Source organism: Streptomyces sp. NPDC007901 (assembly GCF_042959465.1).
Lineage (GTDB): Bacteria > Actinomycetota > Actinomycetes > Streptomycetales > Streptomycetaceae > Streptomyces.
On sequence record NZ_JBIBKW010000004.1, the window covers coordinates 457531 to 481614 of the forward strand.

At 71.8% G+C, this 24084-nt stretch carries 20 protein-coding genes; 8 read left to right on the forward strand and 12 right to left on the reverse strand.

Annotated features, from left to right (window positions below; translation table 11 throughout):
• Positions 1-61 precede the first annotated feature (61 nt).
• The 3 genes from ACFZDK_RS16730 to ACFZDK_RS16740 form a co-directional block, all read right to left on the reverse strand.
• The gene (locus ACFZDK_RS16730) at positions 62-1039 is read right to left on the reverse strand and encodes a hypothetical protein (RefSeq protein WP_390973119.1); all 978 of its coding nucleotides are present in this window, start codon (positions 1037-1039) and stop codon (positions 62-64) included.
• Between the two features lie 107 nt (positions 1040-1146).
• A complete protein-coding gene (locus tag ACFZDK_RS16735) occupies positions 1147-2937 on the reverse strand; it encodes a glycine betaine ABC transporter substrate-binding protein (RefSeq protein ID WP_390973121.1) in 1791 nt (596 codons plus the stop codon).
• On the reverse strand, positions 2930-4003 hold the full coding sequence (locus tag ACFZDK_RS16740) for a betaine/proline/choline family ABC transporter ATP-binding protein (RefSeq protein ID WP_390973123.1): 1074 nt from the start codon (positions 4001-4003) through the stop codon (positions 2930-2932). The genes ACFZDK_RS16735 and ACFZDK_RS16740 overlap by 8 nt, the downstream gene beginning before the upstream one ends.
• A 186-nt stretch (positions 4004-4189) precedes the next feature.
• Between ACFZDK_RS16740 and ACFZDK_RS16745 the strand changes: the two genes are divergently transcribed.
• Both ACFZDK_RS16745 and ACFZDK_RS16750 read left to right on the forward strand, forming a co-directional pair.
• Complete coding sequence (locus ACFZDK_RS16745; RefSeq protein WP_390973429.1) at positions 4190-5119, forward strand: 5'-3' exonuclease H3TH domain-containing protein; 930 nt, start codon at positions 4190-4192, stop codon at positions 5117-5119.
• Positions 5120-5234: 115 nt separating this feature from the next.
• Positions 5235-6083 (forward strand): siderophore-interacting protein, encoded by an 849-nt coding sequence (locus ACFZDK_RS16750; RefSeq protein WP_390973125.1) that lies wholly within the window; start codon positions 5235-5237, stop codon positions 6081-6083.
• Positions 6084-6230: 147 nt separating this feature from the next.
• Here the strand turns inward: ACFZDK_RS16750 and ACFZDK_RS16755 are convergent, their stop codons facing one another.
• From ACFZDK_RS16755 to ACFZDK_RS16765, 3 genes are all read right to left on the reverse strand, one after another.
• Positions 6231-7007, reverse strand: a complete 777-nt coding sequence (locus ACFZDK_RS16755) for an ABC transporter permease (RefSeq protein WP_390973127.1) — start codon at positions 7005-7007, stop codon at positions 6231-6233.
• Positions 7004-8011: an ATP-binding cassette domain-containing protein gene (locus ACFZDK_RS16760; RefSeq protein ID WP_390973129.1), complete on the reverse strand. Its 1008-nt coding sequence runs from the start codon at positions 8009-8011 to the stop codon at positions 7004-7006. Before ACFZDK_RS16760 ends, ACFZDK_RS16755 begins: the two co-directional genes overlap by 4 nt.
• 195 nt (positions 8012-8206) lie before the next feature.
• Positions 8207-8860 (reverse strand): helix-turn-helix transcriptional regulator, encoded by a 654-nt coding sequence (locus ACFZDK_RS16765; RefSeq protein WP_390973131.1) that lies wholly within the window; start codon positions 8858-8860, stop codon positions 8207-8209.
• Positions 8861-9080: 220 nt separating this feature from the next.
• Here ACFZDK_RS16765 and ACFZDK_RS16770 point away from each other — a divergent pair, with 220 nt between their 5' ends.
• Together ACFZDK_RS16770 and ACFZDK_RS16775 are read left to right on the forward strand one after the other, a co-directional pair.
• Positions 9081-10607, forward strand: a complete 1527-nt coding sequence (locus ACFZDK_RS16770; protein WP_390973133.1) for an amino acid permease — start codon at positions 9081-9083, stop codon at positions 10605-10607.
• A 110-nt stretch (positions 10608-10717) separates the two neighbouring features.
• Positions 10718-11674, forward strand: a complete 957-nt coding sequence (locus ACFZDK_RS16775) for a pseudouridine synthase (protein ID WP_390973135.1) — start codon at positions 10718-10720, stop codon at positions 11672-11674.
• On the opposite strand, the gene ACFZDK_RS16780 is transcribed toward ACFZDK_RS16775, so the two are convergent.
• From ACFZDK_RS16780 to ACFZDK_RS16805, 6 genes are all read right to left on the reverse strand, one after another.
• Positions 11671-13158, reverse strand: coding sequence for a cytochrome P450 (locus ACFZDK_RS16780; protein ID WP_390973137.1), 1488 nt, complete (start codon positions 13156-13158; stop codon positions 11671-11673). The genes ACFZDK_RS16775 and ACFZDK_RS16780 overlap by 4 nt on opposite strands.
• A 23-nt stretch (positions 13159-13181) precedes the next feature.
• A complete protein-coding gene (locus ACFZDK_RS16785; RefSeq protein ID WP_390973139.1) occupies positions 13182-13802 on the reverse strand; it encodes an ATP/GTP-binding protein in 621 nt (206 codons plus the stop codon).
• Positions 13783-14232: a DUF742 domain-containing protein gene (locus ACFZDK_RS16790; RefSeq protein WP_390973141.1), complete on the reverse strand. Its 450-nt coding sequence runs from the start codon at positions 14230-14232 to the stop codon at positions 13783-13785. Before ACFZDK_RS16790 ends, ACFZDK_RS16785 begins: the two co-directional genes overlap by 20 nt.
• The gene (locus ACFZDK_RS16795) at positions 14229-14636 is read right to left on the reverse strand and encodes a roadblock/LC7 domain-containing protein (protein ID WP_046726726.1); all 408 of its coding nucleotides are present in this window, start codon (positions 14634-14636) and stop codon (positions 14229-14231) included. The genes ACFZDK_RS16790 and ACFZDK_RS16795 overlap by 4 nt, the downstream gene beginning before the upstream one ends.
• The gene (locus ACFZDK_RS16800; protein ID WP_390973143.1) at positions 14633-16252 is read right to left on the reverse strand and encodes an ATP-binding protein; all 1620 of its coding nucleotides are present in this window, start codon (positions 16250-16252) and stop codon (positions 14633-14635) included. Before ACFZDK_RS16800 ends, ACFZDK_RS16795 begins: the two co-directional genes overlap by 4 nt.
• Before the next feature lie 323 nt (positions 16253-16575).
• Positions 16576-17202, reverse strand: a complete 627-nt coding sequence (locus ACFZDK_RS16805; protein ID WP_390973145.1) for a TetR family transcriptional regulator — start codon at positions 17200-17202, stop codon at positions 16576-16578.
• 177 nt (positions 17203-17379) lie between these two features.
• Between ACFZDK_RS16805 and ACFZDK_RS16810 the strand changes: the two genes are divergently transcribed.
• From ACFZDK_RS16810 to atzF, 4 genes are read left to right on the forward strand one after another with little or no spacing between them, the layout of a single operon-like run.
• Complete coding sequence (locus tag ACFZDK_RS16810) at positions 17380-18204, forward strand: urea amidolyase associated protein UAAP1 (RefSeq protein WP_390973147.1); 825 nt, start codon at positions 17380-17382, stop codon at positions 18202-18204.
• Positions 18201-18815 (forward strand): urea amidolyase associated protein UAAP2, encoded by a 615-nt coding sequence (locus ACFZDK_RS16815; RefSeq protein WP_390973149.1) that lies wholly within the window; start codon positions 18201-18203, stop codon positions 18813-18815. The genes ACFZDK_RS16810 and ACFZDK_RS16815 overlap by 4 nt, the downstream gene beginning before the upstream one ends.
• Entirely contained in the window at positions 18812-22321 is a 3510-nt protein-coding gene (locus ACFZDK_RS16820) for a 5-oxoprolinase/urea amidolyase family protein (protein ID WP_390973151.1), read from the forward strand. The genes ACFZDK_RS16815 and ACFZDK_RS16820 overlap by 4 nt, the downstream gene beginning before the upstream one ends.
• A gap of 17 nt (positions 22322-22338) precedes the next feature.
• Positions 22339-23994: an allophanate hydrolase gene (gene atzF, locus ACFZDK_RS16825; protein ID WP_390973153.1), complete on the forward strand. Its 1656-nt coding sequence runs from the start codon at positions 22339-22341 to the stop codon at positions 23992-23994.
• Positions 23995-24084 lie beyond the last annotated feature (90 nt).

Consider the following 24084-nt stretch of genomic DNA (forward strand, 5'->3'; position numbering starts at 1 on the left):
ATGTTCGGCAAACCGTTTCAGGCGGCCGTCACATCCCTGTCACGTCCGGTGAGCCCGACCCTCACAGTTCGCGCCAGTACACGAGCTCGCCGCACTCTCCGGGCGCGGACTCCTCCTTCGGGATGAAGACGCTGACCAGGAGGGCCGGACGGCCGTCGGGGTCGGTGATCAGCGCGGCCGACGGATTGGCGAAGGCGCGGCTGCCGCCGGGGGTGCGCAGGCCGACCCGGTCGGCCCGGCCGGAGGCGGGGTCGTAGGCATACGTCGACCAGCTCCCGAAGTCGTTCCGCAGGCGCTGGCCCTCGATCAGGACGAGAGGGCGCCCTATGAGTTCAATGCGCGAGCGGTCGCCGATGTTCCCGCCGGTGCCCCGGGCGAGGAGTGCCTGGTCCAGGCGGGGATCCGGGCGGGCCTGCCATCGCGTGAAGTCCCGCAGGGTGGCGCGGAGTTGGCGGTCGACGGCGCAGCCGGCGCGGTAGTGGCCGGTCAGTTCCACGGTGTCGCCGCGGACCGCGGTGATGTCCGGGGTGCCCTCGGCGCAGTCGGACAGCGTGCGGGGGGCGTCGAACGCGCGGTCGGACCTTCCGGCCAGCAGCGCGGCAAGGTCTGGGTAATGCCGTAGCGCTATGTGGTTGGCCGGATCCTTTTCGTAGGCGAGGACCCATCCGCCGGTGCCGTCGGGGTGCAGAGAGGGCTGGCTGGTGCCGGCGCCGAAGTCGTGACGGCGGGTCCAGACGCGCAGGTCGGTGGAGGTGGCGACGGCCGTGTGGAAGCGGCCGTCGGCGAGGGTGGTGTGGTAGACGGCGAGGTAGCCGCCGCCGTACGCCGTGGGCACCGGGGTGATCTCGGCGGTGTCCATGGTGCGGCCGGTGTCGTCCCGGGCGTCGAAGACCGCGCCGTCGGCCCGTCCCACGTCCCCGGCGAGCGCCTCGAAGCGGGCGGTGGCCGCCGAGGCCGGGTCCGGGCTCGCCTCCGACAGCCGGGGGACGGTGACCGCGGCCGTCAGAAGCAGCAGAAGGGGCAGCAACTGGCGGATCACGGGGTGCTCACAGGAACGCGCGGGGGCGGGGCGTCAGAGCGTACGGCCCCGGGCCCGGACCGGTGCCGGGTGGGCGGGGTGGGGTGCGCCACACCCCGCCCGGCGGCTCATGTCCCGACCGGCGCCCACTTGTCGACGAGAGCGGGGTTCCGCTTCAGCCAGGAGCGCACCGCGTCCTGCTCCTTTCCCTGGCCGGCCTTCTGGATGGCGGCCTCCAGGCCGGTGAGCTGCCGCTCCGTCATCGAGAAGTCCTTCAGCCACTTGCCGACCTGCGGGTTGTCGTCGGCGAAGCCCTTGCGGGAGAGGGTGTGCACGCCGTCGCCGGAGCCCCAGGCGCCCTGCGGGTCCTTGAGCTTCTTGAGGTCGTAGTCGCTGTAGGCCCAGTGCGGGGACCAGAGCGTGACCAGGATGGGCTGCTTCTTGGCGTAGGCCCGCTTCAGCTCGGCGAGCATGGCGGGCGTGGAGCCGTCGACGACCTGGTAGGTGCCGTCGAGGCCGTACTCCTTGAGCACCTTGGTCTTGAGCAGGCCCATCATCCCGGCGCTGGGTTCGATGCCGACGATCTTCCCGCCGAACTCGGCGGCGTGGTTCTTCAGGTCGGCCAGGGAGTTCACGTCCTTCACGTACGAGGGGACGGTGAGCTCCAGGGAGGTGGGCCCGTACCAGCTGCCGAGGTCGTCGAGCTGCTTGCCGTACTTCTTCCAGTACTCGGCGTGCGTGGTGGGCAGCCAGGAGTCGGTCTCGAAGTCCAGCTGGCCGGTGGCGAGGCCGGTGTAGAGGGGGCCGGCCGCGTACTGGGTGGTGGTCACCTTGTAGCCGCGTTCCTCCAGGATCTCCTTCCAGAGGAAGGTGGAGGCGATGCCCTCGTCCCAGGGGATGTAGCCGATCTTGAGCTCCTTGCCCTGGCCGACATTGGTGGCCGAGGCCTGGTCCGTGGTGTCGGAGGCGGAGCCGAAGACGCCCATCCCGCCGGCGACCAGGGCGAGGACGACCACGCCGACGACGGCCACCACCGGGCGGGGGCGGTAGGTCCAGGGGGTCGGGCGGACCTTGGCGGCGGCCCGGCGGCCGAGCGGGGAGAGCTGGGTGCCGAGCGCGCTGGTCATCCGGTCGAGGTAGATGGCGAGGACGACGATGCCGACGCCCGCCTCGAAGCCGAACCCGATGTCGAGCTGGCCGATGGCCTCGTTGACGGCGCCGCCGAGGCCGCCGGTGCCGACCATGCCGGCGATCACGACCATGGACAGGCCCAGCATGATGACCTGGTTGACGCCCGCCATGATGGTGGGCAGCGCGAGCGGCAGCTGGACGCGGAGCAGGGTGTCGCGGGGTGTGGTGCCGAACGCCTCGGCGGCCTCGACCAGTTCGGCGTCGACCTGGCGGATGCCCAGCTCGGTCATGCGGACGCCGGGGGCGAGCGCGAAGATCAGGGTGGCGATCACACCGGCGGCGGTGCCAAGACCGAAGAAGAGGATGGCCGGGATCAGCAGGACCATCGACGGCATGGTCTGGAGCAGGTCCAGGACCGGTCGCACGGTGGCGCTGACCGCCTTGGAGCGGGCCGCCCAGATGCCCAGCGGGACCGAGATGACCAGCGCGATCACGGTGGCGACCAGGACCAGCGCCAGGGTGGACATGGCCCGGTCCCACAGGTCGAGGGAGTCGACGAGCGCGAACCCGGCGAAGGCGAGGACGCCCGCTCCGGCGCCGCGCAGCCACCAGGCCAGCACCGCGAGGATGCCCGCGAGCAGCAGGGGTGCGGGGGCGGTGAGGACGCCGTCGATACCGTCGTACATGCCCTCGACGACCGCGCGGATCGCGTCGAAGAGCCAGGACATGTGCGCGACGAGCCAGTTGACGCCGGAGTCGACCCAGTCGCCGAGATGCAGCCTAGGCACGGGCGGTCACCTGCTCTCCGCCGTCGCAGACCACGGGCGCGTCGTCCGCCTCCGCGAGGAAGCCGACCAGCCGCTGCCTCGGTACGACGCCCACGACCGCGTCCTCCGCGTCGAGGACGGCGACCGGGTGGCTCAACCGGGCGCTGAGCGCGCACAGTTCGGTGAACGGGGTGTCGGGGGTCGCGGTGGCGCAGCCGCAGTCCGCCTCGTCGCCGCGGACTTCGGGGTCCATGACGGCGGCGGCGGTCAGGACGCGGGAGCGGTCGACGTCCTGGATGAAGGAGGCCACGTAGTCGTCGGCGGGGCGCAGCAGGATGTCCTCGGCGGTGCCGGTCTGGACGATCCGGCCGTCGCGCATCACGGCGATGCGGTCGCCCAGGCGCATGGCCTCGTTGAGGTCGTGGGTGATGAAGACGATGGTCTTCTTCAGGGTCTTCTGGAGTTCCAGGAGCTGGTCCTGCATGTCGCGGCGGATCAGCGGGTCCAGGGCACTGAACGACTCGTCCATGAGGAGCAGGTCGGCGTCGGTGGCCAGGGCGCGGGCCAGGCCGACGCGCTGCTGCATGCCGCCGGACAGCTCGTCGGGCCAGGAGTCCTCCCAGCCGGCCAGACCGCACAGGGCGAGCGCCTCGTCGGCGCGGCGGTCGCGCTCGGCGCGGGGCACGCCCTGCACGGCCAGGCCGTAGGCGGCGTTGTCGCGGACGCTGCGGTGCGGGAAGAGCGCGAAGTGCTGGAAGACCATGCTGATCTTCCGCGAGCGCAGCTCGCGCAGTTCGCGGTCGGTGAGCGCCGTGAGGTCCTGGCCGTCGAAGCGGACCTGGCCCGCGGTGGGCTCCAGCAGGCCGTTGAGCGTGCGCAGCAGGGTGGACTTGCCGGATCCGGACAGGCCCATCACGACGAATATCTCGCCGGCCTCCACCTGGAAGGAGGCGTCGATCACGGCGGCGGTGGTGCCGTCGGCGCGCAGTTCCTCCCGGTCGGCGCCCTGGCGGAGCCGCTCCACCGCTTCGTCCGGTCGTCTGCCGAACACCTTGTACAGGTGCTCGGTCTCAAGCCTGGGTGACACACGAACCTCTCTCTCGGGGGCGCGGGGCCCTGGAAACACCGGGCCCGGCGCCTCGGGGGCGCAGGACAGAAGCCGCGCCTGCCCGGGTCCGCGCAGGTCAAACGCGCACGTGGGCCAGGTCACGAGGTCTCCACAGCCCCCGACCCGTCGTGGAGCACCCGGTCGCCGTCAGTGCGGTACGGCATGATGCGTGGCGTGACCGCACGACTGATGCTTCTCGACACCGCCTCGCTGTACTTCCGCGCCTACTTCGGCGTCCCGGACTCCGTGAAGGCGCCGGACGGCACGCCGGTCAACGCCGTGCGCGGACTGCTGGACTTCATCGACCGGCTGGTCAAGGACCACCGCCCGGACCGGCTGGTGGCCTGCATGGACGCCGACTGGCGGCCGCAGTGGCGGGTGGATCTGATCCCCTCCTACAAGGCGCACCGGGTCGCCGAGGAGCGGGAGACGGGACCGGACGAGGAGGAGGTGCCGGACACCCTCTCCCCGCAGGTGCCGGTGATCGAGGAGGTGCTGGACGCGCTCGGGATCGCCCGGGTCGGCGTCGCCGGGTACGAGGCGGACGACGTGATCGGCACCTTCACCGCGCGCGCCGACGGCCCGGTGGACATCGTCACCGGCGACCGCGACCTCTACCAGCTGGTGGACGACGGTCGCGGGGTGCGGGTGCTGTACCCGCTGAAGGGCGTCGGCACCCTGCAGACGACGGACGAGGCGTGGCTGCGCGAGAAGTACGGGGTGGACGGGCCCGGTTACGCGGATCTGGCGCTGCTGCGCGGCGACCCGAGCGACGGTCTGCCGGGAGTGCCGGGCATCGGTGAGAAGACGGCCGCCAAGCTGCTCGCCGAGTTCGGTGACCTGGCCGGGATCATGGCCGCGGTCGACGACCCGAAGGCGAAGCTCACCCCGTCGCAGCGCAAGCGGCTGGACGAGGCCCGCCCGTATGTGGCCGTGGCGCCGAAGGTGGTCCGGGTCGCGGGTGACGTACCGCTGCCGGACGTGGACACCGTGCTGCCGAAGGCCCCGCGCGACGCGGCCCGGCTGGACGCGCTGTCGGCGCGCTGGGGCCTGGGCGGCTCGCTGAACCGGCTGCTGGTGACACTCGGCGGGTGACGGCCTGAGAATTGTTCTGGTAAAGCGCGCTCATCAAGTGTTCATGGAAGAGGTGTTAACTGGGATCGAGGTGCTAACTTAGGTAAACCTAACCAATGGAGCAGGGAGGCCGGTCATGGCAGAGCGCCCGGGTCGTAAGCCGCGTAAGCCCCAATCCGCCCAGGTCGTGCGCACCGAACGGCTGACTCCGCACATGCAGCGTGTGGTCCTCGGCGGTGACGGACTGGCCGGCTTCGCCGCGGACACCTGCACCGACCATTACGTCAAACTCCTCTTCGGCCCGGAAGGTGTCACCTACCCGGAGCCCTTCGACCTGGAGCGGATCCGCGCCGAGTTCCCGCGCGAGCACTGGCCCGTGACCCGGACCTACACGGTGCGCTCCTGGGACGCCGAGCACCGTGAGCTGACCCTGGACTTCGTCGTGCACGGCGACGAGGGCCTGGCCGGGCCGTGGGCGTGCCGCGTCCAGCCGGGCGAGACCGTGCGCTTCATGGGTCCCGGCGGTGCCTACGCCCCCGACACCGACGCCGACTGGCATCTGCTCGCCGGCGACGAGAGCGCGCTGCCCGCGATCGCCCGCTCCCTGGAGTCCCTGCCCGCCGGGTCGCAGGCCTTCGCCTTCATCGAGGTGCCCGGCCCCGAGGAGGAGCAGAAGATCGACTCCGATGTGCCGGTCGTCTGGCTGCACCGGGGAGACCGGCCGGTCGGCCAGGCCCTGGTCGCGGCGGTCCGGGCGCTGGAGTTCCCGGAGGGCCGGGTGCACGCCTTCGTCCACGGCGAGGCGAGCTTCGTGAAGGAGCTGCGGGCGCTGCTGCGCGTCGACCGCCAGATCCCGCGCGAGGACCTGTCGATCTCCGGCTACTGGCGGCTGGGCCACAACGAGGACGGCTGGCAGGCCTCCAAGCGTGAGTGGAACGCCCGTATCGAGGCGGAGCAGGAGAGCGGCGGGGCGGCCGCCGCCTGAGAAATCCGTGAGCCCGGCCCGAAGGCCGCGTGGCCCCCAAGGCCCGGAGACCGCGTGGCCCCAACGCCCGGAGACCGCCTGGCCCGAAGGCCCGGAGGCCGGCGGCACCCGAGGGCGCCGCCGGACCGTGTCACCCGTGGGGGCCGCTCACACCGACCGCTGGTAGGACCGGAACGTCCTGATCGACAGCCACACGGCCGCGACCGCCAGCGCCAGCAGCGCCCCGCCACGCCCGAGCACCGCACCCCAGTCGGGGTCCGCCGACATCGCCGAACGGCCCGCCACCATCGCCCAGTCGAGCGGGTTGAAGTCGGCGATGTGCCGTATCCAGCCGGGCATCTGGGACGGCGCCATGAAGGCGCTGGAGAGGAAGGTCAGCGGCAGCAGCAGGAAGGTGTTGATCCCGATGATCGACTCCCGCTCCCGCACCAGCATGCCGAGCGCGTTGGACAGCGCCCCGAAGACGGTGCCGAGCAGCACGGCGGCCACCACCAGGACCGCGATGCCCCCGATCCCGCCCGGGTAGTCGGCGCCGCCCAGCAGCCCGAGCAGCACGATGATCAGTGACTGTCCCGCGGTGATCAGGCCGTTGTTCACCACGTTGCCGTTCATCAGCGCGGCCCGGCTGACCGGTGTGGTCAGGAAGCGGTTGAGGGTGCCGCGCTGGATCTCCTCCAGCGTGCCCATGCCCGCCCACATGTTGGAGCTGAGGGCGCTCATCACGACCACGCCCGGCACCAGGTAGTCGAGGTACGAGGTGGTGCCGAAGCCGCCCAGCTCGACGACCTTCTTGAAGAGGCTGCCGAACAGGAACAGCCAGATCACCGGCTGGATCAGGGTGATGATCGCGTACGCGGGCTGACGGGCGAACACCAGCAGCTGACGCTGGGTCATGTACCAGGTCTGGGACAGGGCTTCGCTCATCGCGCACCTCCGGTCAGGGCGAGCGTCCCGGCGGTGTCGGCCTCCGTGTAGCGGCGGCCCGCATAGCGCAGATAGACGTCGTCGAGGGAGGGACGGGCGACGGTCGCGGCGGCCACGGTCACCCCGGCCCGCTCCAGCGCGGCGAGCAGGGCGGGCACGGCGGCGGCCCCGTCGTCCGCGCGGGCGCTGATCCGGCGTCCCTCGAACAGCACCTCGTGCACCCCCGGCAGCCCGGTCAGGGCGCCGGCGAGCAGGGTGCGGCCGGCGTCCCCGGGCGCCTCGCGCAGTTCCAGGTGGACGGCGTCGCCGCGCAGTTCGCCCTTGAGGGAGTCGGGAGTGCCCTCGACGACGACCCGGCCGCGGTCGACGATCGCGATCCGCTCGGCGAGCCGGTCGGCCTCCTCCAGATAGTGCGTGGTGAGCAGGATGGTCAGCCCCTCCTCCCCCGCCAGCCGCCCGATCTCGTCCCACATCGCGGTGCGGGCCTCCGGGTCGAGGCCGGTGGTGGGCTCGTCCAGGAAGAGCACCTCGGGACGGTGGACCAGGCCGAGGGCCACGTCGAGGCGGCGCCGCATCCCGCCCGAGTAGCCCTTGACCGGGCGGCTCGCGGCGTCGGTGAGGCTGAAGCGGTCCAGCAGTTCGTCGACCCGGCGGTCGAGGGCGGTACCGCGCAGGCCGTAGAGCCTGCCCTGGAGCCGGAGGTTCTCCCGGCCGGTGGCGACCGGGTCGGCACCGGAGTTCTGGGCGACCACGCCGATCGCGCGGCGCACCCGGTCCGGGTGGCGCAGCACGTCGTGGCCGGCCACGGTGGCGGTGCCCGAGTCGGGGCGGGCCAGGGTGGTGAGGATCTTGACGGTGGTGGACTTGCCGGCGCCGTTGGGCCCGAGGAGCCCGAAGACGATGCCGGGTTCGACGGTGACGTCCATGCCGTTCAGGGCGGTGACGTCACCCGGGTAGGTCTTGATCAGCTGGCGCGCCTGCACTGCGGGCGCACGGGTGCTCATGTCGGCTGCTCTCCTGAGGAAAACGCGAATGATCGCGGATGATCGACGGATGGTCGTGATGGATCCGCGCGTTGAGCACCGGGCTATCCTGGGTGTGCCGCACCTCGATGGCCCGGAGCCGCCGCACGGCGGGTCTCGGTTCGGGGTTCGAGACCCCGGCCGGGCTGCTGCAACAGCTCTGCCGGGGTTCTTTCGCTAGTGCTGCTTCTGCTCGAAGTCGGCCTCCAGCTTCAGGTACTCGTCGGGGATCTCCCCCGTCTCATGGAAGGTGCGCCAGTCCACGACACCCGGGAAGCTGCCCTCGGTCAGCTCCACCAGGAAGCCGCGCACCCACTCGGCCTGCGCCTCGACCATGTGCAACTGGTACTCGGTCTCGACGACGAAGAGCCGGGGCAGCGTCTCCCGCAGCTTGTCGAGGCCACCGCGCAGACCGGCGGCCTGCACGTCGAGCGTCTTGAGCCGCTCCTCCAGCAGCCGGGTGACCTCGTCGGGATGGAGCACCCCCATCAGCGACAGCGCCGCCTCGAAGATGGGGTACTCCTTCGCGGGCACGGCGATCAGGTCCGAGAGCCACTCGGCCGTCTCCTCGCGTCCGGCGTCGGTGATGCCGTAGAGCGTGCGCTCGGGGCGGTTGCCCTGCCGCTCCACGTCCGTGACCTCGACGAAGCCGTGTTTCTCCAGGTTCTGCACCACGGTGTAGAGCGAGCCGTAGTTGATCTTCAGGCTGGCGTCCTTGCCGCGTCTGCGCAGGGTCTGGGCGATCTCGTACGGATGCATCGGCCGTTCGACGAGCAGCACCATCACGGCGAGCGCCAGGGGATTGCTCAGCTTGCGGCGCCGGGCGGCCATCGACACTCACCTCGCCTTCCTCGTCTCCGAATATCCGTGACCGAACATATCGCGTACCGTACACGAACGTCAATACACACGATGTATCGCGTCTGAAGCGGCCACGCAAGGACGTGAGCACTTGGGCCCGCCCCGGACATGCCGGTGTGACGCGGCGGAAACAGCACGTCCCTAATTTCTGTCGCTCGACAGGAAATCCGCCTGACAGGCAGGTATCGCCGTGACCACCACCGACGACCGCTCACTGACGAAGACCGACGACCAATCCCTGGAGGAGTTCGGCTACCGCCAGGAGCTGCACCGCAGCCTCGGCCGGTACGCCTCGTTCGCCGCCGGGTTCTCCTTCATCTCCGTACTGACGACCGTCTTCCAGTTCTTCGCCTTCGGGTACGCGTTCGGCGGCCCGGTCTTCTTCTGGGCCTGGCCGGCCGTGCTGATCGGCCAGTTGCTGGTGGCCGCCTGCTTCGCCGAACTGGCCGGGCGCTACCCGATCTCCGGCGCGATCTACCAGTGGTCCTCCCGCCTCTCGAACCCGGCGTTCGGCTGGTTCGCCGGCTGGATCATGGTGATCGGGCAGATCGTGGTGGTCGCGGCGGCCGCGCTGGCCCTGCAGATGGTGCTGCCCGCGCTCTGGTCCGGCTTCCAGCTGATCGGCACGGACGCGGCGCCGACCTCGGCCGACGGGGCCGCCAACGCCGCGGTGCTGGGCGTCGTCCTGCTGGTCCTGACCACCCTCGTGAACGTCATGGACAACCGGGTGATGTCCGTGATCAACCGGGTCGGGGTGACCGCCGAGATCATCGGCGCGGTCCTGATCGTCGTCCTGCTGCTCACCCACTCCCGGCGCTCCCCCGGCATCACGTTCCACACCGGGACGGCGGCCGAGGGCGGCCTGCTGGGCGCGCTGCTGGTCGGCTCGTTCACCGCCGCGTACGTGATGATCGGCTTCGACAGCGCGGGCGAGATGAGCGAGGAGACGCACCAGCCGCGGCGTACCGCTCCGCGCACGATCCTCACGGCGCTGGGGGCGGCGGGCCTGCTGGGCGGCCTCGTGGTGCTGGGCGGGCTGCTGGCCGCGCCCAGCCTCACCGACGGACGGCTGGGGGTGGACGGGCTCAGCTACGTCCTGACCAGCAGCCTCGGGGACGGGGTGGGTCGGGTGCTGCTGGCCGATGTCGTGGTGGCGATCGCGGTGGCGACGCTGGCGATCCAGACGGCGGCCTCCCGGATGCTGTTCTCCATGGCGCGGGACGGGCAACTGCCGTTCGCCGACCGGCTGGCGCGGGTGAACCCGCGGACCGGGATGCCGAGTGCGCCGGCCGTGGTGGTGGGGGTGCTGTCCGCCGCGCTGCTGCTGCTCAACTTCGTCTCCCCGGACGCGTTTCTGGCGATCGGGACGACGTGCATCGTGATGCTGTATCTCGCCTACGCGATGGTGACCGGGCCGTTGCTGGTACGGCGGCTGCGGGGCGAGTTCCGGGCCGAGGGGACGGACGAGACCGGGGCGCCGTTGTTCTCGCTGGGGCGATGGGGGGTGCCGGTCAACGCGGTCGCGCTGCTGTACGGGCTGGTGATGACCGTGAACCTGGCGTGGCCTCGGGGGGCGGTGTACGACCCGGCGGGGGGTCACTGGTACTTCCGGTGGTTCACGGTGCTGTTCTTGGGCGTGACGGTGGGGCTGGGGGCCGTGTGGAGGCTGACGCGTACAGAGCAGCCGGCGGCCGTTCCCCTATCCGAGGCCATCTAGTACGTCGGCTGCCGGTTGTCTGTGGCTGGTCGCGCAGTTCCTCCCCCAGCCTCCGGCCGGGGGTACCCCCAGCGCCCCTGGCGGGGCGCTGCGCCTACCCTTGGCTGCACATGAGACGGAAGACCCCTGCCCCGCCCTCTCCCCTCCCCCAGCGCCGAGGGGTGGACCCCGTTCGGGTGCGGTTGCCCTTTTCCGACGAGTGGGCCACTGTCGGCGCCTACCTGATCGAAAGGCTCTCCGGAGCCGGGCCCGGTGTCGTCGCGGGGATGTTGGACTCGGGGCTCGTCGTGGGCGCTGACGGACGACCGGTCGGCGCCCGCGCCCCGTACACGCCCGGCCTCTACCTCTGGTTCCACCGCGACCTGCCCCCCGAGGTCCCCGTCCCCTTCCTCCTCGACGTCGTCTATCGCGACTCGCACATCGTCGTCGCCGACAAGCCGCACTTCCTCGCCACCACCCCACGCGGCAGTCACGTCACGGAGACGGCGCTGGCGCGGCTGCGGCGGGAGCTGGGGATTCCCTCGCTCGGGGCCGCCCATCGGCTGGACCGGCTCACGGCCGGACTGGTGCTGTTCACGGTGCGGCCCGAGGAGCGGGGGGCGTATCAGACGCTGTTCAGCGAGCGGCGGGTGCGGAAGGAGTACGAGGCGATCGCGTCGTACGATCCCTCGCTCGCGCTTCCCCGGACCGTGCGCAGTCGCATCCTGAAGGAGCGCGGGGTGCCGGCGGCCAGAGAGGTCGAGGGGCCGGTGAACGCGGAGACCTTGATCGAACTGACCGATACCAGAGGCCCGTTGGGTCGGTACCGGCTCGCCCCGCACACCGGGCAGACCCATCAACTGCGCGTCCATATGAGCGCGTCGGGGGTGCCGATTCTCGGTGATCCGCTGTATCCGGTCGTGACCGGCCCCGTGCCGGACGGTGACTTCCGGCGGCCGCTGCAACTGCTGGCGCGGCGGCTGGAGTTCACCGATCCGGTCACGGGGGTGGAGCATCGGCTCGTCAGCGGGCGCACGCTGCGGGCCTGGGAGTCGTACGAGGACTGGGCCGGTCGGCCGGAGCGCTAACGGCCCAGCCACCAGCGGCGCAGCCGCGGCCAGATGCCGCGTGGGGCGGCCGCCGGTTCGGGCGCGGGCGGGGCGACGGGTGCCGGAGCCGGACGGGGCTCCACCGGCTCCGGGGTCGCCGGGGCGGAGGCCGGGCGGACCGTGCCGAGCTGCCAGTCGCTGCGCTGCGGCGGGACCAGCGCGGGGCTCGGCATGAGGGTGACGTCCTGCTTCGGCTTCGGGTCGAAGCGGACCGGCAGATCCACCAGGTGCCGGGAGGCGATGGACGCGCGCCAGCGCAGCTCCTCCTCGTCGCAGTCCAGCTGGATGTCGGAGAGACGGGTGAGCAGCTGGTCGACGCCGACGTCGGCGATGGCGCGGCCGATGTCCTGGCCGGGGCACTCGTGCGGGCCGCCGCCGAAGGCGAGGTGCGAGCGGTTGCCCTGCATGTTGGCGTTGAGGTCGGGGCGGACGCGCGGGTCGACGTTGCCCGGGGCGGGCGCGTAGAGCAGTCCGTCACCCTTGCGGATGCGCTGGCCGCCGAGTTCCGTGTCCTGCTTGGCGAAGTAGGCGAAGACGGTGCTGAACGGCGGTTCGTCCCACAGGGACTGCTCGATCGCCTCCGGCACGGTCATCTGGCCGCCGTTGAGCTGGGCGCGGAAACCGGGCTCGGTGAGGACCATGCGCAGGGCGTTGGCGAGGAGGTTCGCGGTGGTCTCGTAGGCGGCGTAGAGGACGACCCGCAGGTGCTGGGCGACCTCGTCGTCGTTGAGCCCGGCCGGGTGGTTGACGAGGTGGCTGGTGAAGTCGTCCTCGGAACGGGCCCGGCGGCGGGCGGTGAGCCGGGTCAGGCAGCCCATGACGTACTCGTTGCTGGCGATCGCGGTCTCGGTGCCCTTGAGCGCGTCCCGGGTGGCCTCCACGATCCGGTCGTTGTACTCCTCGGGCATGCCGAGCAGTTCGCACATGACGGCCATCGGCAGGTGCTCGGAGTACTGGGAGACCAGCTCCGCGCGGCCCTTCTCGCAGAACTCGTTGACCAGCAGCTGGGTGTAGCGGCCGATGAGGCGGCGGATGCTGCGGTGGTCGATGGTGGTCATGGCGCCCTGGACCGCCGCCCGCAGCCGCAGGTGTTCGTCGCCCTCGGCGTGCGAGCAGATGGGCTGCCAGGCGATGTGCGGCATGAGGGGGTGGTCGGGCTTGACCATGCCCTCGCGCAGCGGGGTCCAGATGCGGCTGTCCCGGGTGAAGACGGCGGGGGTCCGGACCATCTGGAGGTTCTCGGTGAGCCCGAGGACCACCCAGACCGGTACGTCGTCGTGGAGCAGGACGGGGGCCACGGCGCCGTGGTCCTCGCGCAGTTTCTCGTACAGCTCGCCCAGGTGGTCCGCGTCGGCGCCGTAGAGCCGTTGCAGTCCGCCGGGGCCGCGGTCGTGCGCCGGGCAGCCGGGCGGTGGGGCCGGGTCGGTGCTGGTGCCGGCCGGGACGGGGGATTCAGGCGTCACAGTGATCGCTCCGGGGAGAGGTGTCAGGTGAGCGCGCCGGACATGGCGAGCGAGTGCAGGAAGCGCATCAGGGTCATCAGGACGTCCCGGCTGGAGGCCCGGCGGCGGGCGTCGCACTCGATGATGGGGATCTCGGGCGACAGGTCCAGCGCGGTGCGCAGTTCCCCGACGGGGTAACGGGGGGCGTCCGGGAAGGAGTTGACGGCCACGACGAACGGCACGCCGCGCTCCTCCAGGCGCCCCATGACGTCGAAGCTGACCTCCAGGCGCCGGGTGTCGATGAGGACGACCGCGCCGAGGGCGCCCTCGAACAGGCCGTTCCACAGGAACCAGAAGCGTTCCTGGCCGGGGGTGCCGAAGAGGTAGAGGACCAGCTGGTCGGTGATGCTGATCCGGCCGAAGTCCATGGCCACGGTGGTGGCGGTCTTGGATTCGGAGCCGTAGTTGTCGTCGACCCCGATGCCGGCCTGGGTCATGGTCTCCTCGGTGGTCAGCGGCCTGATCTCGCTGACGGAACCGACCATGGTGGTCTTGCCGACTCCGAAGCCGCCGACGATCACGATCTTCACCGCGGCCTGGGCGGTGTGCGGCAGATGGTCCTCGGTGCGGGGGCCGGGGATCATCTCAGAGCTTTTGAAGTCCATGCATCACCGCTTCGAGGAGTGAACGGTCGGGGAGCGCCTGGCGGACGATCGGGGCGCGCGCCGTGACCAGTTCGGCCGTGATCAGCTCGGTGATCAGCGCTGTCATCGCGCTGAACGGCAGGTTGAGGTAGGCCGAGAGCTCGGCCACGGACAGGGGGGCGAGGCAGAGCCGGAGCAGCGCCGCCTGCTCCGGGGTGACGGAGGGCGGTGGGTCGGCGCGCGCCACGATTAAGGTGACCAGGTCGAGCTCGGCCCGGGCGCCGTCGGCGCCGCTGATCACATAGAGCCGCTCGGGTTTCTTGTTGTCGCCGTCCCCCTTGCCGCCGTTGTCGCCGTCCGCGCCGCCGCTCTCGGGGACCGGCGGCACGGACGGCATCGGCGGCTGGTGTTCCGGCCGGGGCTGACGGCGTTTGCGTTGCGGAGGAGTCATACGGTCTGCCCGTTCCGCCGGGGCGGACTGGTGAGATGGGCGCCGATGCGGACGACGAGGTCGCGCATCATCTCGCTCATCCGGCCGGGTTCGCAGGTCACGTCGGCGAGCACCGCGAGGTAGGCGTTGGCGCCGGCGGACATCAGGTAGAAGTAGCCTCTGTCGATCTCGATCAGGACGAGGTTCATGTCCCCGTTGCTGATGGGGAGTTCCTGGGCGACGGCGCCGGCCAGGCTCTGGACGCCCGCGCAGGCCGCGGCGAGCCGGTCGGCGGCGTCGGGGTCGCCGCCGTGCCGGGCGATGCGCAGGCCGTCGGCGGAGAGGACGACGATCATCTCGACGCCCGGTACCCCGTCGGCGAGTTGCTTGAGCATCCAGTCGAAGTTGCCTCGCTGCTGGATCACTTGAGATCCCCCTCGTCGTCGGCCTCGGGGCCGGCCGGATCGTTGATCAGGTGCAGGTACTTGGTGGGGTTCCGGGTGAAGTCGGTGGGGTGCACACCCGGGTTGTTCTTCTTGAGCCCCTCCCAGAAGGCCTCGACCCAGAGGCCGGGCTCACGGCGCTCGGGCTCCGGCTCGGGTTCGGGCTCCTTGTGCTGCGACCAGATGGTCGGGGTGCCCTCGCGTTCGGCGCGCTCGATGGCGGCCTGCTCGGCGAGCCGCTGGCTGAGCGGCATCTTCATCCGGCTGCGCCGCTGCGGCAGTCCGCCGGCGGTCCACTCGGTGACCTCGGGGACGTCGTCCTCCATGGAGATCCCGGCGGGGATCCGGGGGCTGGTGGGCCGGCGCTTCTTGGGCGGCCGCTTGGGGCCTTCGAGGGCGCCCAGTTCGGGCTTGGGAATGCCGGTGGCGCCGATGCCGTGGGCGATGCCGGGGGCCGGGTCGGTGGTCATCATGTCGCTGGGCACGATGAGGACGGCCCGGACACCGCCGTACGCCGAGGCGCGCAGCGAGACGTCCATGTCGTACGTCGTGCAGAGGCGGCCGACGACGGAGAGGCCGAGGCGCGGGTTCTCGCCGAGGACCTGGATGTCCTTGCCCTGCTTGGCCTTCTCCAGCATGCCCTCGATCCGGCCGCGGGCCTCCTCGTTGAGACTGACGCCGGCGTCCTCGATCTCGATGCACACGCCGGACTGCACCTCGACGGCGGTGACGTGCACCTTGGTGGAGGGCGGCGAGTAGCGGGTGGCGTTGTCGAGGAGTTCGGCGGCCGCGTGGATGAGCGGTTCGACCGAGGTGCCCTTGATGTTGACCTGGCAGATGGAGTGCAGCTCGATGCGCCGGTACTCCAGGATCCGGGACATGGCGCCGCGCAGCACGCTGTAGAGGGCGACGGGGTTGGGCCACTGGCGGCCGGGGCGGCCGCCGCCGAGCACGGAGACCGAGTCGGCGAGGCGGCCGATCAGCGCGGTGCCGTGGTCGATGCGCAGCAGGTCGTCGAAGACCTCGGGGTTGCGGCCGTGGTCCTCCTCCATCTCCCGCAGTTCGTGGGCCTGCTGGTGGACGATGGCCTGGACGCGGCGGGCGACGCTGACGAACGAGCGCTCCAGGGAGTCCCGCTGGAGGTCCTCCTCGTCGACGATGTCGAGCATGATCCGGATCAGCCGGCGCTGCGACTCGGGGGCGTGGCGCAGCCGGGGGTCGAGGTCGAAGACCTGGCGAATCACCTCTTTGGGCGACTCACCGGCCTTCAGCCGGTACAGCGCGGTCGGGAAGACCTCCTTGCCGAGGCGTTCGATCTCCTCGTCGGAGGTGGTGAGTCGCTGTTCCAGATACGCACTGTGACGGGCGTGCTCGGCCCGGGCGTCCCGGAGCCTGCGGCCGCGGCGCACCGCTTCCGCCGCCGTCACGAGCACCAGCAGCGTGCCGACGGCCCCGCACACGCCGACGGCGGTCCGGGCGGGCCCCGCCACCAGGAGGACGGCGGCGGCGGTCGCCGCGGCCATCAGTATGGCGGGCAGCAACAGCACGCGCGCCAGGGAGAGTTCACGGCCATTGGGAGGCGTTTGCACACTCACCATGTATGCCTTCTGAGACGAATCGGCTGGGTGTCGGGGGACTTCGTGGGGGGAAGGTTCATGGAGCAGTCGGGCTCTTCCGTACGTTTGGGAACAGGCGCACGAATTCATCTCAACTCGGTGCGCCGCGGGCGAGCTTAGTCCGACCGGATCAACGCCGTGTCATATTCAGCAAGCACCTGAAAAGCCCCAAAGGACTGGAGTACCCTCGGTCGTTTTGCACGCTGGGCATCTGTTCGCACACGTTGCGTCACGACGTACGGGCGTACGAGGATGACTCGCCGTAACGGGTGAAAAGGCTCCCCGGGGCGAATCCTCCGCCGGGTTCAGACCCCCGCGATCCGCAACGCCGCGTCGGCCGTGGCGCGGGCGAACTCGCCGACGGGGCGCTCCGGTTCGGAACGGTGAATCAGGATGACACTTTCGATCAGTCCGAAGACCAGATCGGTCCGCAGCTCCAGCTCGCCCTTGCCGAGCGCCCCGCCGGCGTCCGTCGCGGCGATCAACTGGCGGTAGGCGTCCTTGAGTTCGGCCCGCACGGCACGGAAACCGGCGAACCGCTCGGTGCGCACCTCGGGCAGCAGGTAGAGCGCGCCGAGGTTGTGCGGCCCGGCACACAGCAGCTCCACGTCGGCCCGGCACAGGGCCCGCAACCGCTCCCCGGCCGGCGTCGCGTCGTCCGAGAGCAGTTCACGCGCGTACGCCAGGGACGGCGTCACGGTGGACTCCAGCAGCTCGGCGAGCAGCTCCTCCTTGCCGGAGACGTAGTGGTACATCGACGCCTGCCGCATACCCGCACGCTCGGCGACGGCCCGGGTGGTGGTGGCCGCGTAGCCGTGGGTGGTGAACAACTCGGCCGCGGCCACCAGCAGTTCGGCCCGCGGCTCCAGACCGCTGTCCGCCCGCTGCGCGACCCGCGGCCGGCCGACCCGGCGCCCACTGCTCGTCCCCATGCGTTCGATCCTCGCACACGCCGTCGTCCGACGATCACGACGTGCGTCCGCTCCGCACCCCCGGTGAGCCCTCGGTAACCGGCCCGGAACGCCGCGGCAACGCCCTCGACCCGACCCGCCCCTAATTTCTGTCGGGCGACAGAAATACCCGAGTCCAAGGAACCGGAGGTCGGCGAGATGGCGACAGCGACCACGTACGGAGCGCGGGCGCATGCCCGGGCCCAGGAGGGCACCCGCGCCACGGCCATGCCCGTCGTCCCGGCGGCACAGTGGCCGGACCCGCCCTGCGAGGCGGGCCACCTGGTGTGGGCCGAGACGGTGGCGGGCGGCAACTACACCCACCGGGTCCTGGCCCGCGGCACCGAGCTGCGGCTGACCGACCTGAGCGGCGACGCCTGCGCCCATCTCCTGCTGTACGTCGCCGACCGTCCCTGGGAGCGGCTGAACGTCGCCGACACGGTCAAGGTCCAGTGGAACGCGTACCTCGGCGAGGGCGTCCTGCTCCTGAACGACCAGGGCCGGGTCCTCGCCTCCGTCGTCGCCGACACGTCCGGCCGGCACGACGCCCTGTGCGGCACCTCCACCCTGGTCCGCAACACCGACCGGTACGGCGACGGCACCCCGCAGTCGTCCTCCCCCGCCGGCCGTGAGCTGTTCAAGCTGGCGGCCGCCAAGAACGGGCTGGAAACGCGCGACCTGCCGCCGTCCCTGTCGTTCTTCCAGGGCGTGGAGGTGCGCGAGGACGGCACGCTGGACTTCACCGGCTCGGCCGGCCCCGGCGGCAGCGTCACGCTCCGCGCCGAGCAGGACCTGACCGTGCTGATCGCGAACGTCCCGCACCCGGTCGACCCGCGCCCCGACTACGTCAGCACCCCCCTGGAGGTCCTGGCCTGGCGCGCCGCGCCGACGACAGCCGGCGACCCGCTCTGGGACGCCACCCCCGAAGGCCGCCGCGCCTTCCTCAACACCGCCGAATTCCTCGCCGCGAGGGGGCTCGCATGAGCACGAGCACGCAGACCGCCGTCGTCCCGGCCCGCGCCGCCTGGTCCGCCGTGATCCACGAGGGCGACACGCTCACCATCACCGACCTGCACGGCAACCAGGCCGTCGACTTCCTCGTCTACGACGCCCACGACACCGCCGTCCGCTACAGCGCGCCGGACACGATCCACGCCCAGGGCTCCCTCTTCCTCACCACCGGCAGCGTGCTGCTCTCCAACGAGCACACCCCCCTGATGACCGTCGTCGCCGACGAGGTCGGCCGGCACGACACGGTCGGCGGCGCCTGCTCCAAGGAGTCCAACACCCTGCGCTACGGCCACCACACCTGGTCCCAGCACGCCTGCGTGGACAACTTCCTCGCGGAGGGCGCGAAGCACGGCCTCGGCAAGCGCGACCTGGTCTCCAACATCAACTGGTACATGAACGTGCCCGTCGAGCAGGACGGCACCCTCGGCATCGTCGACGGCATCTCGGCCCCGGGCCTGAAGCTGACCCTGCGCGCCGAACGGGACGTCCTGGTCCTGGTCTCCAACTGCCCCCAGATCAACAACCCCTGCAACGGCTTCGACCCGACCGCCGTGGAGATGACGATCGCCGGAGCCGCGGGATGACCTTCGACACCCTGCTGGTCGCCAACCGCGGCGAGATCGCCGTCCGCATCATCCGCACCGCCCGTGAACTGGGCCTGCGCACGGTCGCGGTGTACTCCGACCCCGACCGCTCGGCACCCCACGTCCGCCTCGCCGACGAGGCGGTCCGCCTCGGCCCGGCGCCCGCGAAGGAGTCGTACCTCGACGCCGACCTGGTCCTGAAGGCGGCCAAGGACACCGGCGCGGGCGCGATCCACCCCGGCTACGGCTTCCTGTCCGAGGACGCCGGGTTCGCCCGGCGCTGCGAGGAGGCCGGGATCGTGTTCGTGGGACCGGCCCCGGAGCAACTGGAGCTGTTCGGCGCGAAGCACACGGCACGGGCGGCGGCCGAGGCGGCCGGCGTCCCGCTGGCCCCGGGCACCGGACTCCTCCCCGACCTGGCCGAGGCGCTCCGCGCGGCCGCCGCCATCGGCTATCCCGTCATGCTCAAGGCCACCGGCGGTGGCGGCGGTATCGGTATGTCGGCTTGTCGATCGGCCGACGAACTGACCGACGCCTGGGAGCGGGTGCAGCGCGTCGCCGCCGCCTCCTTCTCCTCCGCCGGGGTCTTCCTGGAGCGCCTGGTCGAGGACGCCCGCCATGTCGAGGTCCAGGTCTTCGGCGACGGCGCCGGCCGGGTCGTCACCTTCGGCGACCGCGACTGCTCGCTCCAGCGCCGCAACCAGAAGGTGGTCGAGGAGGCACCGGCCCCCGGCCTGCCCGACCGCGTCCGCGCTCAACTCGCCGCCTCCGCCCGCGAACTGTGCGCCTCGGTCGGCTACCGCTCCGCCGGCACGGTCGAGTTCGTGTACGACGCGGGCCGCGAGGAGGCCTACTTCCTGGAGGTCAACACCCGCCTCCAGGTGGAGCATCCGGTCACCGAGGAGATCTACGGCGTCGACCTGGTCGCCTGGATGCTGCGCCTGGCGCGGGGCGAGTCCGACGTCGTCCGGGACCCGGGCGCACCGCGCGGCCACGCCGTCGAGGCCCGCGTCTACGCCGAGGACCCGTCCCGTGAACACCGGCCCAGCGCGGGCCTGCTGACCCGGGTCGAGTTCCCCGACGGGGTACGCGTCGACGGCTGGGTGGAGACCGGCACCGAGGTCACGACGTCGTACGACCCGATGCTCGCGAAGGTGATCGCGCACGGCCCCGACCGCGCCGAGGCGCTGCGACGGCTGGACGCGGCGCTGGCCCGCACCCGGGTCGACGGCATCGAGACCAATCTCGGCCTGGTGCGCGCCGCCCTGTCCGACCCCGGTTTCCGCGCCGCCGCCCACTCGACGGCGACCCTCGCCGAGGTCACCGACCCCACCCCCCGCATCGAGGTGGTCGCCGGCGGGACGCTCACCACGGTCCAGGACTGGCCGGGCCGCACCGGCTACTGGCAGGTCGGCGTACCCCCCTGCGGCCCGATGGACGACCGCTCCTTCCGCCTCGGCAACCGCGCGCTGGGCAACCCGGAGGGCGCACCCGGCCTCGAATGCACCCTCCAGGGCCCGTCCCTGCGCTTCACCCACCCCACCACGGTCTGCGTCACCGGTGCCCCGGCCCCGGTGACCCTGGACGGCACCCCGATCGCCCAGTGGGAGCCGGTGACGGTCCCGGCGGGCGGCCTGCTGGAGATCGGCGCCCCCTCCGCACACGGGCTGCGCACCTACGTCCTGTTCGCCGGCGGCGGCCTGGACGTCCCGCCCTTCCTGGGCAGCGCGAGCACCTTCACGCTGGGCCGGTTCGGCGGTCACGGCGGCCGGGCCCTGCGCACGGGCGACGTCCTGCACGGCGGAGCCGTGACGGAGGGCGAACCGGTCGCCGAACGCCCGCGGTTCACCTCCGTCTGGAACCTCGCGGCCGTCGAAGGCCCCCACGCCGCACCGGAGTTCTTCACCGAGGACGACATCCGCGACTTCTACGCCGCCGAGTGGAAGGTGCACTTCAACTCGGCCCGCACCGGCGTCCGGCTGGTCGGCCCCAAGCCGCGCTGGGCCCGCACCGACGGCGGCGAGGCGGGCCTGCACCCGTCCAACATCCACGACACCCCGTACTCGGTCGGCGCCGTGGACTACACCGGCGACATGCCGGTCCTCCTCGGCCCCGACGGCCCCTCCCTGGGCGGCTTCGTCTGCCCGGCGACCGTCCTGAGCAGCGAACGCTGGAAGCTGGGCCAGCTCCGCCCCGGCGACACGGTCCGCTTCGCCCCGGTCGACATCACGGGCGCGCCCCGCCCCGAGATCCTCGACGGCGGCGTCCTGGGCCGCGACGGTGACGTGACGTACCGCCGCAGCGGCGACGACAACCTGCTGGTCGAGTTCGGCCCGATGCAGCTCGACCTGGCGCTCCGCATGCGCGTCCACGCGCTGATGGAGGCGGTGACGGCGGCGCACCTGCCCGGGGTCACCGACCTCACCCCCGGCATCCGCTCACTCCAGATCCAGACGGACCCCCGTCTCCTCACCCAGCCCGAACTCCTCGCCGCCGTACGCGACATCGTCACCGCGCTCCCGCCCACCGACGAACTCGTGGTCCCCTCCCGCACGGTCCACCTCCCCCTCTCCTGGGACGACCCGGCGACCCGCGAGGCGATCGCCCGCTACATGGCGGGGGTCCGCGACGACGCCCCCTGGTGCCCGTGGAACATCGAGTTCATCCGCCGGATCAACGGCCTGGACTCGGTCGAGGACGTCTACCGCACGGTCTTCGACGCGGAGTACCTGGTCCTCGGCCTGGGCGACGTCTACCTGGGCGCCCCGGTCGCCACCCCGCTCGACCCACGCCACCGCCTGGTCACCACCAAGTACAACCCGGCCCGCACCTGGACCGCCGAGAACTCCGTCGGCATCGGCGGCGCCTACCTGTGCATCTACGGCATGGAGGGTCCGGGCGGCTACCAGTTCGTGGGCCGTACGACCCAGGTGTGGTCGGGCTGGCAGCAGCGCGGCGCGTTCGAGCCGGGCTCACCATGGCTGCTGCGCTTCTTCGACCGGATCAGGTGGTACCCGGTGTCGGCGGACGAACTCCTCGACCTGCGCGCCGACATCACCTCCGGCCGCTTCGTGCCCCGCATCGAGGAGGGCACCTTCTCCCTCGCCGCCTACCAGGACTTCCTCACCGAACACGCCGACGCCATAGCGGAGTTCAGGACCCGCCAGCAGGCGGCCTTCGGCGCGGAACGCGACGCGTGGGAGGCGGCGGGCGAGTTCGCGCGGGCGGACGCGGCCACGGCTCCCGCCGCCGCACCGGCCGAGGTGTCGATACCGCCGGGCGGCCGCCTGATCGAGGCCGAGTTCGCCGCCTCCGTCTGGCAGCTGAACGTACGGCCCGGCGACGAGGTGACGTCCGGCCAGCCCCTCCTCGCGCTGGAGGCGATGAAGATGGAGTCCAGGGTGCACGCGCCGATGGCAGGCGTGGTGGCGGAGATCCTGGCGAGGCCCGGCGACCAGGTGGAGGCGGGGACGGCACTGCTCGTCCTGGCGCCGGCCGCGAACTGACCGACAGGAGCAAGAGCATGTCCAGCACCGTCTCCCGTGTCCGTGCCGCCTACGCGCGCATCGAAGCGGTCGACCGCCCCGAGATCTGGATCGACCTGCGCCCGCGGGAGGAGGTCGAGGCGGAGGCGCGCGCGATCGACGAGCGGGTGGCCGCCGGCGAACGGCTCCCCCTCGCGGGCCGCCTGTTCGCCGCCAAGGGCAACATCGATGTGCACGGTCTGCCCACGACGGCGGGCTGCCCGGCGTACGCGTACGAACCGGAGGCCGACGCCCCGGTGGTGGCCCGGCTGCGCGCGGCCGGGGCCATCGCCCTCGGCACCACCAACCTCGACCAGTTCGCGACCGGCCTGGTCGGCACCCGCTCCCCGTACGGCGCGGTCCGCAACGCGATCGACCCGGCCAGGATCAGCGGCGGCTCCAGCTCCGGCTCGGCCGTCGCCGTGGCCCTGGGCATCGTCGACCTGGCCCTCGGCACCGACACCGCGGGCTCGGGCCGGGTCCCGGCCGCCTTCAACGGCATCGTCGGCCTGAAGCCGACCCGTGGCCTGGTGCCCACGGCCGGGGTGGTCCCGGCGTGCGCCTCGGTGGACTGTGTGACGGTGTTCGCCCGGACCCTTCCGGAGGCCGAGCAGGCGTTGTGGCATGTCACACAGCACCCGGACCGCCCCCTCCCGCCCCTCCCCCAGCGACCCCCCGGCCCCTGGCGCATCGCCGTCCCCCCGCTCGCCCAGCTCGGCGAGCTGGACGAGGGCTGGGCGGAAGCCTACGAGCAGACAGTCGCCCGCCTGGCCGCCGCCGGCGCCACGATCCAGCCCCTGGACCTGACGCCCTTCACCGAGGCGGCGGCGATGCTCTACGAGGGCGCGTTCGTCGCCGAGCGCTACACAGCGGTGGGCGCTTTCATCGACAAGTTGATCTCCTCGGGCGGCGAGGGCCTGGACCCCACGGTCGCGGGCATCATCACCCGGGCCCGTGACATCCCGGCGCACCGGCTCTTCACCGACCAGGACCGACTGGCGGCCCTCCGCGCCCGCGCCCTGACCGAGCTCGCCGACGCGGACGCCCTGCTCCTCCCCACGACCCCCGGTCACCCCACCCTCGCCGAGGTCGCGGCAGACCCCCTGGGCGCCAACGCCCGCCTGGGCCGCTTCACCAACTCCACGAACCTCTTCGACCTGGCCGCGGTGGCGGTCCCGGCCGGCGAGGTGAACGGCCTCCCGTTCGGCGTGATGCTGATCGGCCCCGCCTTCACGGACGACCGCCTGGCCACCATCGCCCGCACCCTGGAACCGAGGGTGAGCCTCGCGGTCCTGGGCGCCCACCTGACGGGCCAGCCCCTCAACCCCCAACTCCTCGCCCTGGGAGCGGTACTCGACCGCACCACGACCACGGCACCCACGTACCGCTTCTACGCACTGCAGACGACCCCGCCGAAGCCGGGCCTGGTCCACGTGGACGAGGGCGGGGCCGCGATCGAGGCGGAGGTGTGGACCCTTCCCCCCGAAGGCCTGGGCCGCCTGCTCGCGACGCTCCCCCACCCCATGACCCTGGGCAGCGTCGACCTGGCAGACGGCACCAGCGTCCCCGGCTTCCTCTGCGAACCGAGCGCATTGGTGAACGCCGAGGACATCACAGGGTACGAGGGCTGGCGGAACTACCTGAGCCAGGGGTGACGCACCCTACCCAGGGGCGCTGGGGGTACCCCCGGCCGGAGGCTGGGGGAGGAACTGCGCGACCAGCCACACCCCACCCGCACCCGCCAA